The organism is Paeniglutamicibacter quisquiliarum (assembly GCF_019084045.1).
Lineage (GTDB): Bacteria > Actinomycetota > Actinomycetes > Actinomycetales > Micrococcaceae > Paeniglutamicibacter > Paeniglutamicibacter quisquiliarum.
The window spans coordinates 73,228-86,281 of record NZ_JAHRED010000004.1; the positions used below are offsets into that span (position 1 = coordinate 73,228).

At 67.1% G+C, this 13,054-nt stretch carries 11 protein-coding genes, 1 pseudogene and 1 riboswitch; of the genes and pseudogenes, 5 read left to right on the forward strand and 7 right to left on the reverse strand.

Annotated features, from left to right (window positions below; translation table 11 throughout):
• Window positions 1–31: 31 nt before the first annotated feature.
• Window positions 32–406: a PH domain-containing protein gene (locus tag KRR55_RS09210; RefSeq protein WP_217388796.1), complete on the forward strand. Its 375-nt coding sequence runs from the start codon at window positions 32–34 to the stop codon at window positions 404–406.
• 91 nt (window positions 407–497) lie between these two features.
• Here KRR55_RS09210 and KRR55_RS09215 read toward each other — a convergent pair.
• The 3 genes and pseudogenes from KRR55_RS09215 to KRR55_RS09225 all read right to left on the reverse strand — a co-directional run bounded on the left by KRR55_RS09215 (window position 498) and on the right by KRR55_RS09225 (window position 2,717).
• Window positions 498–1,956: pseudogene (locus KRR55_RS09215) on the reverse strand (amino acid permease).
• Between the two features lie 55 nt (window positions 1,957–2,011).
• Window positions 2,012–2,218, reverse strand: coding sequence for a hypothetical protein (locus KRR55_RS09220; protein ID WP_217388797.1), 207 nt, complete (start codon window positions 2,216–2,218; stop codon window positions 2,012–2,014).
• Between the two features lie 156 nt (window positions 2,219–2,374).
• Window positions 2,375–2,472, reverse strand: a riboswitch (glycine riboswitch).
• A 74-nt stretch (window positions 2,473–2,546) separates the two neighbouring features.
• The gene (locus KRR55_RS09225; RefSeq protein WP_217388798.1) at window positions 2,547–2,717 is read right to left on the reverse strand and encodes a hypothetical protein; all 171 of its coding nucleotides are present in this window, start codon (window positions 2,715–2,717) and stop codon (window positions 2,547–2,549) included.
• Between the two features lie 382 nt (window positions 2,718–3,099).
• Here KRR55_RS09225 and KRR55_RS09230 point away from each other — a divergent pair, with 382 nt between their 5' ends.
• Window positions 3,100–3,978, forward strand: coding sequence for an 8-oxoguanine DNA glycosylase OGG fold protein (locus KRR55_RS09230; protein ID WP_336245080.1), 879 nt, complete (start codon window positions 3,100–3,102; stop codon window positions 3,976–3,978).
• A gap of 60 nt (window positions 3,979–4,038) precedes the next feature.
• On the opposite strand, the gene KRR55_RS09235 is transcribed toward KRR55_RS09230, so the two are convergent.
• The 4 genes from KRR55_RS09235 to KRR55_RS09250 are packed head-to-tail and all read right to left on the reverse strand — an operon-like array spanning window position 4,039 to window position 8,587.
• Window positions 4,039–5,265: a glycerate kinase family protein gene (locus KRR55_RS09235; RefSeq protein WP_217388800.1), complete on the reverse strand. Its 1,227-nt coding sequence runs from the start codon at window positions 5,263–5,265 to the stop codon at window positions 4,039–4,041.
• 46 nt (window positions 5,266–5,311) lie between these two features.
• Window positions 5,312–6,889, reverse strand: a complete 1,578-nt coding sequence (locus KRR55_RS09240; protein WP_254456041.1) for an SLC13 family permease — start codon at window positions 6,887–6,889, stop codon at window positions 5,312–5,314.
• Window positions 6,886–8,403, reverse strand: a complete 1,518-nt coding sequence (locus KRR55_RS09245) for a sensor histidine kinase (RefSeq protein WP_217388801.1) — start codon at window positions 8,401–8,403, stop codon at window positions 6,886–6,888. The genes KRR55_RS09240 and KRR55_RS09245 overlap by 4 nt, the downstream gene beginning before the upstream one ends.
• Window positions 8,396–8,587 (reverse strand): hypothetical protein, encoded by a 192-nt coding sequence (locus KRR55_RS09250; protein WP_217388802.1) that lies wholly within the window; start codon window positions 8,585–8,587, stop codon window positions 8,396–8,398. The genes KRR55_RS09245 and KRR55_RS09250 overlap by 8 nt, the downstream gene beginning before the upstream one ends.
• A gap of 239 nt (window positions 8,588–8,826) precedes the next feature.
• Between KRR55_RS09250 and KRR55_RS09255 the strand changes: the two genes are divergently transcribed.
• The 3 genes from KRR55_RS09255 (at window position 8,827) to aceB (ending at window position 12,957) form a co-directional block, all read left to right on the forward strand.
• On the forward strand, window positions 8,827–9,480 hold the full coding sequence (locus KRR55_RS09255; protein WP_217388803.1) for a dTMP kinase: 654 nt from the start codon (window positions 8,827–8,829) through the stop codon (window positions 9,478–9,480).
• Window positions 9,481–9,872: 392 nt separating this feature from the next.
• Window positions 9,873–11,174, forward strand: a complete 1,302-nt coding sequence (aceA, locus tag KRR55_RS09260) for an isocitrate lyase (protein WP_217388804.1) — start codon at window positions 9,873–9,875, stop codon at window positions 11,172–11,174.
• 145 nt (window positions 11,175–11,319) lie between these two features.
• A complete protein-coding gene (gene aceB, locus KRR55_RS09265; RefSeq protein ID WP_217388805.1) occupies window positions 11,320–12,957 on the forward strand; it encodes a malate synthase A in 1,638 nt (545 codons plus the stop codon).
• The last annotated feature ends 97 nt before the right edge of the window (window positions 12,958–13,054 follow it).

A 13,054-nucleotide genomic window follows, 5' to 3' on the forward strand; every position in this document is an offset into this window, starting at 1 on the left:
CACTGTCCCCGCGGCTGGGTAGGGTCGGGTCATGATCGATTTCAACAACGCCTCCGTGTTCAAGCTCAGCCCCTGCAACCCCGAGGACGTCGCGGGGGAGGTGACTCCCCTCTTTGTCCAGGGCGAGGAGCTGCTGGCCGCCTTCAAGGGCGTGCGCGACTACGTGGTTTTCACCAACAAGCGGCTCGTCGCGGTGAACATCCAGGGCCTCACGGGCAAGAAGCGCGACTACACGTCGCTGCCGTATTCCAAGGTCCAGTCGTTCTCCGTGGAAACCGCCGGAACCTTCGATCTCGACGCCGAGCTGGATTTGTGGTTCAGCGGCCTGGGCAAGGTCCGCCTGGAGTTCAAGGGAAAGGTGGACGTGCGCGCCCTCTCGCAGCTCGTCGCCTCCCACGTCCTCTAAGCCAACAACAGCCGGAAAGGCCTCGGGGCCACCCTTTTGGGGGCGGCCCCGAGGCCTTTCCGGCTAAGCTGGCGCCCGGTGGCGCCCGGCGTCATCGCCCGGCAGGCTCCTTCAGCTCCGCCTCGACGGTCGGGCCGGCGTTGAACGACGCGGCGAGCATGCGCTCCTGGGCGACCTTGGCTCCGTGCATGGCACGCAGCTCGGCGTGCTTCGGCTTGCTGCGCAGGATCGCGTAGCCGATCCCCAGTCCCACAAACCAGATCGGGGTGAAGAGCAACGCGGAGAAGGTGTCGGCCTGCGTGGTCAATGCCCAGAGGATGAAGCCGAAGAAGGCCAGCACCACGTAGGGCATGAACGTTCCGCCGGGCATCTTGAACTTGCTGGCCGCGTGCAGTTGCGGGCGGCGCTTGCGGTAGACCAGGTAGCTGATCAGGATGATCGACCAGACGAACATGAAGCACAGGGCCGAGATGGTCGTGACCAGGGTGAACGCCTCGGCCACGCCGCCCTCTGCGTAAAGCAGCGCCACGCCGGCGAGCAGGAACATGCAGGAGAACAGCAGCGCGTTGCGTGGGACCTTGGTGCGGGAGAGCTTCGCGAAACCCTTGGGGGCGTCGCCTTCCTCGGCCAGCCCGTGCATCATGCGGGAGGTCGAGTAGATCCCTGAATTCGCGCTGGAGGTCGCGGAGGTGAGCACCACGAAGTTGATCACGCCTGCCGCACCGGCCAGGCCGGCCATGGCGAACATGCCCACGAAGGGGGATTCCGCGGCGCTGAACAGCTTCCACGGCTGCACCGCCATGAGGATGACCAGGGCACCGACGTAGAAGAAGAGGATGCGGACCGGGATGGAGTTGATCGCCTTGGGCAGGGTCTTCTCCGGGTCCTTGGTCTCGGCGGCGGTGGTGCCCACCAGCTCGATGCCGACGAATGCGAACACGGCGATCTGGAAGCCGGCGACGAAGCCCATGAAGCCGGTCGGGAACATCCCGCCGTCGCTCCAGAGGTTCGCGAAGGAGGCGGTGGCGCCGTTGTTTTCGAATCCGACGACGATCAGTGCGCCGATGGCGACGATCTTGACCAGGGCGAACCAGAACTCGGTTTCGCCGAAGTTCTTAACGCTCGGCAAGTTGAGCGCCACGAGCAGCAGGATGCAGGCCACGGCGGGGATCCACAGCGGCAGGTCCTTCCACCAGAACGCCACATAGTGGGAGATCGCCACGACGTCGGCGATGCCGGTGACCACCCAGCAGAACCAGTAGGTCCAGCCGGTGAAGTGCGGCCCACGGGCCCAGGATGTCCCCGGCGAAGTCGGAGAAGTTCTTTTAGTTGGTGTTGCTCAGCAGCAATTCGCCCATCGCGCGCATCACGAAGAAAAGCATGAAGCCGATGATCATGTACACGAAGATGACAGACGGCCCGGCCACCGCAATGGTCTTTCCGGAGCCCATGAACAGGCCGGTGCCGATGGCCCCGCCGATCGCGATCAGTTGGATGTGGCGGTTGGAGAGCCCACGTTCGAGGTGGGGCGCGGAACTGTTCTTGCTCATGCTGTTGCCTTCCAGATTGGTGCCGGTGCTTCGGTGGCGTGCCATTGACGACTCCCTAACGGATGTCGCCGACGGTGGCGAGGCCCTGGAGTGGGGCCTTCACGGTGTTCTCCGAGGCAACCATTCCCAAGCCGGCGCACTTGCAGGAGGGCCATTCGGCGCGGCGCACGGCAAGCCGGTGATTCCGCTGCGCGGATTCACGGGACAGGCCGGCGGGCGCGCCGAAGGGCGACCGGGCAGTGGCGTGGGTGGTTGGCGTCATGGAGGAACTCCCGAATCGAGCGCGGCACAGGCCGCACTGTTCTTGGATCCTCCCCAATCTGTTGACGTACCTGAGAGTTTCCATCCCGGCCCGCAAGGGGTCGGGACTTGCTCCTTCGGTGAGCACGAACGTAACCGTGCTTCTTTCCAGATTCGCCTCTTCGTGGCGGTACGGGTGCCTGAGAGTTTCCTGGGGAGGAATTGCTCCTACGGCGCCCGTCCATGGTGTGAACGGGACTCTCCCGCCACGCGTCAACGGCGATTTTGTTGTGACTGCTGTCACAATCTACGTGAAAGTTCTCCCGTGGTGCAAACCGCAGAAACTTTCATTACAGCGCAGGGTCGAAAAATGTCATTCTGACGTGGGCCGGGTACGCCAACGGGGATTCGTCATCTTCATGGGCGAGGCCGACGGCGCGGTCCTTGACGGATTCCTTGATGGTTGCGACCGCCGCACCGGCGGAATCGGGCGCTGCTTGCGGCCTGGTTGTCTGTGTCATGTGTGCCACGCTAACAACCCGGAATGCCGGGCCATTTTCGTTCGCGTTTCCGCCCTGTAACGGTCGTCCAGCACGTGTTTCGTGCACGTTTCACGAGACGGCGATCCTCAAGAAGAAGAGTTCCACGTGGGCGGACACAAAAGGACCGTCTCCGGGGAATGTCGGCTCCGTCCCCTCAGGCGGGCAGCCGGGACACCGCGTCGTTCGCTTCGGTTACCTACGTATCGTAGGGTCTTTCTCATCGACGTGGTTTGGTAAGTCATAGGTGGAGCCGCCTCGGTCAACGGGGCGCAATGATCGCGCCATCCTCGGAACCGAGCGCAAGATACCTCCAAGAGACGAGGCCCAAACCCTGTTCACCTCCGTGTGCTTGGCTAAGTACATGACAGTCCCCGAAGTCCTGATCCAGACCTTTCACCGCTGGGATCTCGCTGGCCGACCAACGCAGGCCCAATCACGCTGGAACACCGAATCTTGGTCCCGGCATCTCCCTGAATATGCGTCATTCCTGGCGTCCTTAGGAACAGACCGCATGGACCGAACTCAGGCCATCGCGGCGGCCCCGGATGTCGTCGACGAGGACACAGCGGTGCAGGTCTTCTTGCTCTCGATGCTCTGGGGATATGGTCCCGTCGGATACGGACCGTTTCGGACTCGACGAGTCCTAGAGCGCGCCGAGGCAAAATCAGAGCTCCTTGAGGTAGCTCAGGAAGCGAAGCAAGCTGGCGGTCTCGCTGCCTTCGAACTGATCGCCGACCGTCGGCGACAGTCCCGCTCCTATTTGAAATGGCTTGGACCCGCGTTCGGGACGAAATACATCTATTTTCTTACCGCGCAAGACACAAAACACCGGCCAGCACCGGTAATGGATGCCGTCGTGTACCGGTGGTTCCGGACCCATGTACCGAATCGCCCGCTGATCGTCGATTTCTGGCATGCCCCGAGCTACCGCATGTTTCTGGAGAGTCTCAATGAATGGTCTGCCGGACTCGGTGGCGAACCGGGTCAAGAGCTACGCGTCGACGACGTCGAGTACCTAATCTTCGCGGAGGGCAACCGGTTCGAGGACAATGCGGAATGGCGGGAGTCTTGGGACGCGGAACAACGCGTACTTCAGCTCCCCCTGCTCTTCGACCAGTTGCGTTCACAGGCCGGCGCGGGCACTCAACCGGAACGCGCAAACCAGCTCATTTCCGAGCTCGAGTCACTTTTCAACCCCGCGGATGACACTGAAGAGGGCCGCACGCCCTACGTCTTGTAGAGCAATGCACAGGGCACCGCTCCGCCGGCGCGAGGTGGGCGTACCTGCTGGGGGCTTCCGCTACCAGGCGTCGCGCGGGCTCAGCCGGGCCGCCGCCATGGATGCACCCAGGATGATGGTGCGCATGAAGCGCTCGGCCGCCTCGATGAGCAGGCGCTCCCCGTCGTCCACGGCCTCCTGCAGGGTCATCGGGATCGGGACGATGGAGGCGATCGCGTCGATCCCGATGTCGTGGACGTCGCGGCAGCCCTTGCCCAGCGTCCCGGCCAGCGCCATCACGGGCACCCCGTGCAGCGCCGCGCGGCGCGCGACCTCGGCGGGGACCTTGCCCCGGGGCGTCTGGAAGTCGATGGCCCCTTCGGCGGTGATCACCAGGTCCGCGCCGCGCAGCAGCCCGTCCAGGTCGATGCCGGCCAGGCCGGAGTCCAGGATCGCCTCGAAGCGCGGCATCAGCACCGCCCCGAGGGCGGCAAGCCCGGCGCCGAGCCCGCCGGAGGCGCCGGTTCCCGGGGCGTTCGCGAAGTCGGTGTCCCGGGCGGAGTCCAGGGCATCGCGGCGGAGCACCGCCGCCCAGTGCTCGAATCCGGCGGACATGGCCTCGACCTGCTCGGGGGTGGCGCCCTTCTGCGGGCCGAAGACGCGGGCCACCCCGCGCTTTCCGGTGAGCACGTTGTGCTGGTTTAGGGCCAGGGTGATTTCCACGGTGCCCGCGGCAATGGCCGGGTGCAGTCCGGCCAAATCCAGCCGGTCGATGCGCGACAGGTGGTTGCCGCCGGCCGGGACCTCGCGCCCGGCGGCGTCAAGGATCCGCACGCCGAGTCCCTGCAGCGCGCCCATGCCGCCGTCGGAGGTTCCGGAGTCGCCGCAGCCGACGAGCACCTTCTGCGCGCCGGCATCGATCGCCGCGGCGATGAGTTCGCCGACGCCGCGGCTGGTGGTCACCCCGGGGTCGCGCTGGTCGCGCGGGACCAGGCGCAGCCCGGCGGCCGCGGCCATCTCGACCACGGCCGTGCCGGCGGCCTCGCCCCCAAGCATCGCGTAGTGGGAGTCGACCGGTTCCCCGACGGGGCCGGTGACCCGGGCCGGGACCAGCCTGCCGCCGGTGGCGCAGGCGAGGGTCTCGGCGGTGCCTTCCCCTCCGTCGGCGATCGGGACGGCCTTGACCACCGCGCCGGGCAGGGCGCGGCGGACGCCGGCGCCGATGGCCTGGGCGACGGCGGCGGCGTCGAGGGATTCCTTGAATCCGGAGGGGGCAACGAGGATGCGGCGGGGCAGGGCGTTGGACATGGTGGTTCCTTAACTATTGGGGAAGGTATTGGGGGTGGGTGTGTGGCTAGAGGAAGAGCGGCAGGCCCATGGCCGGCCAGATCCAGAGGGCGAAGACCAGCACCAGGGCGACCATGACCGGGCCCAGCACTGCGCTGAGCCGCAGCAGGTCCGCGGGTTCGTAGGTCGTTACTCCCTCGATGTCGGAGAACAGGTTGACGGGCTTCGCACTGCTGGTCAGCGTGTGGCAGAAGCCGGCCGCGGCGGTGGAGGCGAAGGCGATCGCGACCGCGTTGACCCCCAGGCCCGGGGCCAGGGAGACGACCAGCGGGATCAGCACCGCGGAGCGGGCCGAGCGCGACTGGATGACCAGGTGCGCAGCTGCGGACATGGACACCACCAGCACGGTGAACAACCACGGTGCTGCGGCGCCCAGCGAGTCGACCGGGCCCAGCACGCTGCGCGCCAGCCAGGCCGCCGCCCCGGTGCCGACCAGCGCGGTGCCCAGGGTCAGCGTGGCGGCCATGAAGATGAGCATCGACCAGGGCACTGCCTTCAGCGCCTTGGCCAGGGGCACGGAGCCGAAGCCCGGGCTGGCCACCAGCAGCGAGCCGAGCAAGGCTACGATGGCGGGGTGCAGGTGGTGCAGCGGCTCGGTGCACCAGAGGACCACGACGCCGCAGACCAGCAGGGCCGCACGGGACTGGGCGACCGTCAGCGGCCCGGACAGCGGAACCGGCGAGTGTTCCTGCAGCTGCCCGATGCCCACGGCCAGTGGCAGCCGCCGGTCCGCGGGCCGGGTGAAGAGCCGGAGCACCAGCTCGGCACACAGGTGCGAGGAGACGAAGGCCAGCGGCAGCCCGTAGAGCAGCCACCCGGCGAAGGAGAAGCCCTCATACCCGGAGGCGGTGAGGATCTGGCTGGTGATCAGGTGTGCCCCGGCGCCCAGGTAGGAGGCGACCGCGGAGAGCAGGATGACCGAGGGGAACACCAGGGAGAGGGCCAGCACCACCCGGCGGCGCTCGTGCAGGGCGCGGGCCAGGGCGATGAACACCGGGATGGCCAGGGCCGCCCGGCCGGAGGTGGAGGGCACCGCGAACGCGGTGGCGACCAGCACCCCGGTCGTGAGGTGGACCAGCTGGCGGGGGCTGCGGGCACCGGCAACGATGTAGGCGGCCGCCCGCGTGGCCAGACCGGTGGCGGTGATCCCCGCGGCAATCACGAACGCCGCCAGCAGCAGCCAGATGGTGTCCTCGCCGAGCGAGGCGAAAAGCACGTCCTCGGGCAGCACTCCCATCAGCACCAGCACCAGTGCGGCACCGAGCGCGACGTAGGTGTCGCCGACCGGGGAAAAGATCCACAGCCAGATCGCGACGGCGAAGACCGCCAGCGTCAGCGCGCCCTGGGCCGGCAGCGCGTTTCCGGCCCCGGCGGCCGGGCCGAAGGCGCTGACGGCGCACCATATCAGGAAGACGGCCAGCAGCGCGGCGGCGAGCAGGCCAGCGATCCGGTGGCGGTTCCAGCGCATGGGCCGGGGGCGGGCCGCGGGGGCCGACTCCGGTGAGGCCGGGGCTGCCGTTGCATGGCGGAACCGGGCCGGGGCGGCGGTGCCGGCCCGGGTCTCGGCGGTGTCGGTGGATTTCATGATTCCTCCCCCAGCGTGGTGGCGATCCGGTCGGCGAACGCGTCGTCGGCGCCGCGGGCGGGCACCAGGGCGTCGAGGGGCACGGTGAGCCCGAAGCGGGTCTGGGCCCCGTCCCCGGATTCGACCCAGGCGATGCCCCGGTGGGCCTCGGCAACGGCCTTGACCACGGCCAGGCCAAGGCCCATGCCGGGGTCCGTGCCCTCGGTGCTGCGGTAGCTTTCAAGCAGCGCGCGGGCCCGCTCGGGGTCCAGCGGCGGGCCCGGATTGGCGACCCAGAAGCTGGCGGCCCCGTCGGCGACCGAGGATCCGATGCCGATGGTGTCCCCCGGGGAAGTGTGCGCCACGGCGTTGTCAACGAGCTGGCGCACCGCATCGGCGATGCGGGCGGCATCCAGCCACGCCTCGGCCCGGCCCGTCTCCTCGATCCGGAAGTGCCTCCCGGGGTGGGCGCCGGGCGTGGACGCCTCGGCGGCAACGTCAGCGGTCACCTCTGAGACCGGGACGCGGGCTGGCTTCACGAAGCCCGGATTCCCGCTTTGGGCCAGCACGTCGAGGTCTGCGAGCGTTTGTCCCATCCGGGCGATCAGCTGCTGGGCGCCGCAGGCGATGCGGGCGCGATCGGCCCCCGGCATATCCCCGTCGACCAGGTCCCGCAGTGCCGCGGCAAGCAGGCGCTGGGGTTCGTTGAGGTGTTCGCGGGCCTCGGCGATGAAGTGGCGCTGCGCCAGGTGCGAGCCCTCGATGCGGTCGAGCATGGCGTTGAGCGTCTCGGCCAGACGGGCCAGGTCGTCCCTGCCCTGAACCGGGATGCGCGCGGAGAGGTCGTGGGCGGTGATTGACTCGGCGGTTTCACGCACGGTGCGGATTGGCCGCATGATCTGCCGGGCGACCAGCCAGGCGATCCCGGCGGTCAGCGCCAGCCCGCCCACCGCGACGCCGAAGAGCAGCACTGCCTGCCGGTTTGCCTCTTCCTGCGCTGCCCCGGTGAACTGGGCGACAAGAAGGTGCGCCCGGCGTTCCGGCGCGATGGTGGCCGGTTCGCCGGCGGCAACGGCCTCGGCCTTGCCCCAGCGCACCGTCCCGTGGGCACTTTCGTAGACCCCGGCGGTCCGCGCATCGCGCAGGATCCGGTCCACCAGGGCGGCGTCGCCGGCCAGGATGTCGCCGGAGCCATCGGCCAGGCCCTGCGCGGCCAGCACCCTGCCGCCGGCCACCCCGACGATCGCCTCGCCGGCCAGCGGCTGCTGCCGGGCAAGATAGCGCTCCATCAGCGCTTCCATCGAGGTGAAGGGCCGCGCGGTGCGCGGGTCCAGTCCCTCGGCGGCGAAGGTGCGAAATTCCTCGATTTCCTGCACGACTCCCACGTTGGCGGCCTCGGCAACCTGTCCCGACATGACCGAGCGCATGGTCACGGTGACCGCGAGCAGTGCCAGGGCGGTGGTCAGCACGATCCAGCCAACGATCCTCCAGCGCGCCGACACGGCCGAACCCTGCCGCTCCAGGTTCTCAGTCATCGCCATGCTCGTGCCCCCTGGACTGGGCCGGAGCGGTCGAGGTCGGCGGGGATGCCAGCTCGACGACGATGGGATGCTGATGTGGCAGCGGAGGGTTGGCGGTGTTGGCCAGCGCTTGGCTGGCGGTCGCCAGTCCGGCCGGAACGGCCAGGACGACGAGCAGGAGAAGAATGCGGCGGATCATGCTCCCAACATTAGAAATGCCTTGTGAGAGCAGGATGATGTAGCTGTGAGAGGCAAATGAGAGCGGTGCGGGGTCCCACCGGGGCGCTCCGGGTGGCGTGCCGGTGGGACCCCTCCGTCGCGGAAACGGCGTCCATTCACAGGCAACGCACAGTGCGGGGTTGGCATCGATTCGTCCGGCCCGGCCGTTGAACCGGGTAGAGAACCCGGCCAACCGACCCCTGGAGCCCATTGCCAGCCATGTCCCCCGCAACGACCACGACAACCGACACGCTACCGAATCCGCGTCATGCCGATGCCCACGCGAACGAACGGTCGCGCCCCCGGACCGTGGTGTTGCTGGGTATCGACGGGGCGGGCAAGACCACGGTCGGGACAACGCTCGCGGCCGAACTACAGGCATCCGGGACGCAGGCGCAACTACTACGCAACCCGGCCGGACGCCGCTGGATGTCACGCGTGGCCGGACGCTTCGGAACCGCACTGACGCCGGCGTGGGCAGATCGCCTGGAGTCGGTTGTGCGCCTGGCCAACGTCCTGGCCTCCCACGCCCGGGCCTCGGGATTTGCCGGCACCACCGTCATGGATCGCCACGTGGCGTGCCAGCTGGTGCTGCGCTCGGTCCGCGGACTGCCCCAGGGGGTCCTGCTGCCGTGGCTGCTCTCCCGACTGCCGGAACCGGATGCGGTCATCCTGATTGATGTCCCCGCCGAGGTCGCCCACGCCAGGATCCTTGCGCGCGGGGAGGACAGCGAAACCCTTTCCTATTTGCGGTCGGCGCGCGAGGCTTATCTGGAGATTGCGTTGGCCAGGGGCTGGCATATCATCGACGGCACCGGTACGCCGCGGCAGGTGGCCGCCAAAACGCGGCGGGCCGCCACAGGCAACGACTGAGACCGCTTCACCGGCCGCACCCCGGCATGGACGGGCCCTAGCGGCCCCGGGGGCATTGCTTCCCTCAGAACATGCACGAATGGCATGGCGCCCGCCTGCCTGTTTGCCCATCAACAAATGGCAGGTTCTTGCCGTCCCTCGAATATCGCCGGCTTCTTCGGCGTCTTCCACCCGCGCCGGTGGCATTTTTCGTTTAACGGCCTCGATTGGTGTGCGCGATGCCACAAATTTAGATTTCGCGAAGAAACGCAAATCTTTCCATCAATACCCTCTAGCTGGCTCTGGAAAAGTGCGGAAATGTAGTTCCTACGCAGAAAGAACGCCGGAACAACCTACCGGGATCACGAAGACGATCCAGGCCCGGCAACCGGCAATCCAGCAAGGAGAAGGCAATGACCGAGCAAAACTCAACCGAGAACCGCATCGCAGCAATCGAAGAGGATTGGGCAAGCAACCCGCGATGGTCCGGCACCACTCGTGATTACTCGGCAGCCGACGTCGTCAAGCTCCAGGGCTCCGTGCAGGAAGAGCACACTCTGGCCAAGCGCGGCTCGCAGAAGCTCTGGAAGCAGCTCACCGAGGAAGCGCCGTCCGGCGGATACACCAACGCATTGGGCGCCCTGACCGGCAACCAGGCAGTGCAGCAGGTCAAGGCCGGCCTCCGCGCCATCTACCTTTCCGGCTGGCAGGTCGCCGCAGACGCCAACCTCTCCGGCCAGACCTACCCGGACCAGTCCCTCTACCCGGCCAACTCGGTTCCGCAGGTGGTGCGCCGCATCAACAACGCACTGCTTCGCGCCGACCAGATCGAGCACGCAGAGGGCATCAAGTCCGTCGAGGATTGGCTCGTCCCGATCGTGGCCGACGCGGAAGCCGGTTTCGGCGGCCCGCTGAACGCCTACGAATTGATGAAGTCGATGATTTCCTCCGGCGCCTCCGGCGTCCACTGGGAAGACCAGCTCGCTTCGGAAAAGAAGTGCGGCCACCTCGGCGGCAAGGTCCTCATTCCGACCCAGCAGCACGTTCGCACCCTGAACGCCGCCCGCCTGGCAGCCGACGTCGCCGGCACCCCGTCGGTCGTCATCGCCCGCACCGACGCCGAGGCAGCCACCCTGATCACCTCGGACGTCGATGACCGCGACAAGCCGTTCATCACCGGCGAGCGCACTGCCGAAGGCTTCTACAAGGTCACCAACGGCATCGAACCGTGCATCGCCCGGGCCAAGGCCTACGCACCGTACTCCGACCTCATCTGGATGGAGACCGGGACCCCGGACCTGGAACTGGCCCGTAAGTTCGCCGAGGCGGTCAAGGCCGACTTCCCGGACCAGATGCTTTCCTACAACTGCTCACCTTCCTTCAACTGGAAGAAGCACCTGGACGATGCAACGATCGCCAAGTTCCAGCGCGAACTCGGCGCCATGGGCTTCACCTTCCAGTTCATCACCCTCGCCGGCTTCCACGCCCTGAACCACTCGATGTTCAACCTCGCCCACGGCTATGCCCGTGACGGCATGAGCGCCTACGTCGAACTCCAGGAAGCGGAATTCGCCTCCGAGGCACGCGGCTACACGGCCACCAAGCACCAGCGCGAAGTCGGCACCGGCTACTTCGACGACATCGCCACCGTGCTGAACCCGAACGCCTCGACCCTGGCCCTGGCCGGATCCACCGAAGCCGGACAGTTCCACTAGATATCCCCGGGCGGTTTCCCGCCCTCGGCACCGGTGGGGCCGACCAACCACGGTCGGCCCCACCGGGCCACACCCCGCCTTGGCCCACCGGCATCAAGGCACACTTCCCACCCACACACTTTTGATTCAAGAAGGAGTCACAGCCATGAACGATCCAATCACCCTGAACGGTATTACTTTGGTCGCTGCCCCAGTCCGCCGGCAGGAAGAGATCCTCACGCCCCAGGCGCTGGACTTCTTGGCGCAGCTCCACAAGGCCTTCGACGGACGCCGTGCGGAACTCATGCAGACCCGCCAGCTCAACCGCGCGCGGATCGCCAACGGCTCGGACCCGAAGTTCCGCCCGGAGACCAAGTCCATCCGCGACGACGCGTCCTGGAAGGTTGCACCCATCGCCCCCGGGCTGGAGGACCGCCGCGTGGAAATCACCGGCCCCACCGACCGCAAGATGGCCATCAACGCCCTGAACTCCGGCGCCAAGGTCTGGCTGGCCGACCTCGAGGACTCCTCCACGCCCACCTGGTCCAACGTCATCAACGGTCAGCTGAACCTGCGCGCGGTGCTGGACCGCGCCATCGATTTCACCTCTCCCGAGGGCAAGGAATACAAGCTGTCCGGTGAGAAGCTCACCGACCTGCCCACCATCGTGGTCCGCCCGCGCGGTTGGCACCTGCCGGAGAAGAACCTCCTGGTTGCCGGCAAGCCGGTCTCCGGTGCGTTGGTCGACTTCGGACTGCACTTCTTCCACAACGCCCAGCGCCTGATCTCCCAGGGCCGCGGACCGTACTTCTACCTGCCGAAGATCGAAAACCACCTGGAGGCGCGCCTCTGGAACGACGTCTTCGTCCTGGCGCAGGACCTGGTGGGCATCCCGCAGGGCACCATCCGCGCCACGGTGCTCATCGAGACCATTACCGCTGCCTTCGAAATGGAGGAGATCCTCTACGAGCTGCGCGATCACGCCTCCGGGCTGAACGCCGGCCGCTGGGACTACATCTTCTCCATCATCAAGAACTTCCGCTCCCGCGGCCCGCGCTTCGTGCTCCCGGATCGCGGCATGGTGACCATGACGGCCCCGTTCATGCGCTCCTACACCGAGCAGCTGGTCCGTGCCTGCCACCGACGCGGCGCCATGGCCATCGGCGGCATGGCTGCCTTCATCCCCAACCGCAAGGACGAGGCAATCAACGCGGTGGCCTTCGAGAAGGTCCGCGCCGACAAGACCCGTGAGGCCAACGACGGCTTCGACGGCTCGTGGGTGGCACACCCGGACCTGGTTCCGGTGGCCCGCGAGGTCTTCGACTCGGTCCTGGGCCGCAACCCCAACCAGCGTGAGCGGACCCGCGAGGACGTCATCCCCGACGACAAGGAGCTGCTGAACATCGCCGGCACCGAGGGCAAGATCACCGAGGACGGCATCCGCAACAACATCGAGGTAGGCATCCGCTACATGGAAGCCTGGCTGCGCGGCAACGGCGCCGTGGCCATACACAACCTCATGGAGGATGCCGCGACCGCCGAGATCTCGCGTTCGCAAATCTGGCAGTGGATCCAACAGGCAGCCATTACCGACACCGGTGAACTGGTTTCCCGCTCCTGGGTCGAGTCGATGACCGAGGAGGAATTCGAGAAGCTCTCCCGCTTCGAGGGTGACCGCTTCGAGGATGCCCGCGAGATCTTCGAGGCATGCGCCCTGCGTGAGGATTTCCCGACCTTCCTCACCGTCCAGGCGTACAACCGCTACCTGCGCGAGGCCAAGTCACTGGAAAAGGCCGCAGCGTAACTGATCTTCGGTGGCGGGGTCGAGGGGCCAGCGCAATGACGCGACCACCCCTTGGATCCCGCCACCAGGAATCAACCACATGGATTTCGACCTTCCC

Bases quoted from the DNA above. Each gene is read 5' to 3' on its own strand.
- KRR55_RS09210 (WP_217388796.1), top strand. From the start codon at position 32: ATGATCGATTTCAACAACGCCTCCGTGTTCAAGCTCAGCCCCTGCAAC.
- KRR55_RS09250 (WP_217388802.1), bottom strand. From the start codon at position 8,587: ATGATCCGCCGCATTCTTCTCCTGCTCGTCGTCCTGGCCGTTCCGGCC.
- KRR55_RS09255 (WP_217388803.1), top strand. From the start codon at position 8,827: ATGTCCCCCGCAACGACCACGACAACCGACACGCTACCGAATCCGCGT.
- KRR55_RS09240 (WP_254456041.1), bottom strand. From the start codon at position 6,889: ATGAAATCCACCGACACCGCCGAGACCCGGGCCGGCACCGCCGCCCCG.
- KRR55_RS09230 (WP_336245080.1), top strand. From the start codon at position 3,100: ATGACAGTCCCCGAAGTCCTGATCCAGACCTTTCACCGCTGGGATCTC.
- KRR55_RS09225 (WP_217388798.1), bottom strand. From the start codon at position 2,717: ATGACACAGACAACCAGGCCGCAAGCAGCGCCCGATTCCGCCGGTGCG.
- aceB (WP_217388805.1), top strand. From the start codon at position 11,320: ATGAACGATCCAATCACCCTGAACGGTATTACTTTGGTCGCTGCCCCA.
- KRR55_RS09220 (WP_217388797.1), bottom strand. From the start codon at position 2,218: ATGACGCCAACCACCCACGCCACTGCCCGGTCGCCCTTCGGCGCGCCC.
- KRR55_RS09235 (WP_217388800.1), bottom strand. From the start codon at position 5,265: ATGTCCAACGCCCTGCCCCGCCGCATCCTCGTTGCCCCCTCCGGATTC.
- KRR55_RS09245 (WP_217388801.1), bottom strand. From the start codon at position 8,403: ATGACTGAGAACCTGGAGCGGCAGGGTTCGGCCGTGTCGGCGCGCTGG.
- aceA (WP_217388804.1), top strand. From the start codon at position 9,873: ATGACCGAGCAAAACTCAACCGAGAACCGCATCGCAGCAATCGAAGAG.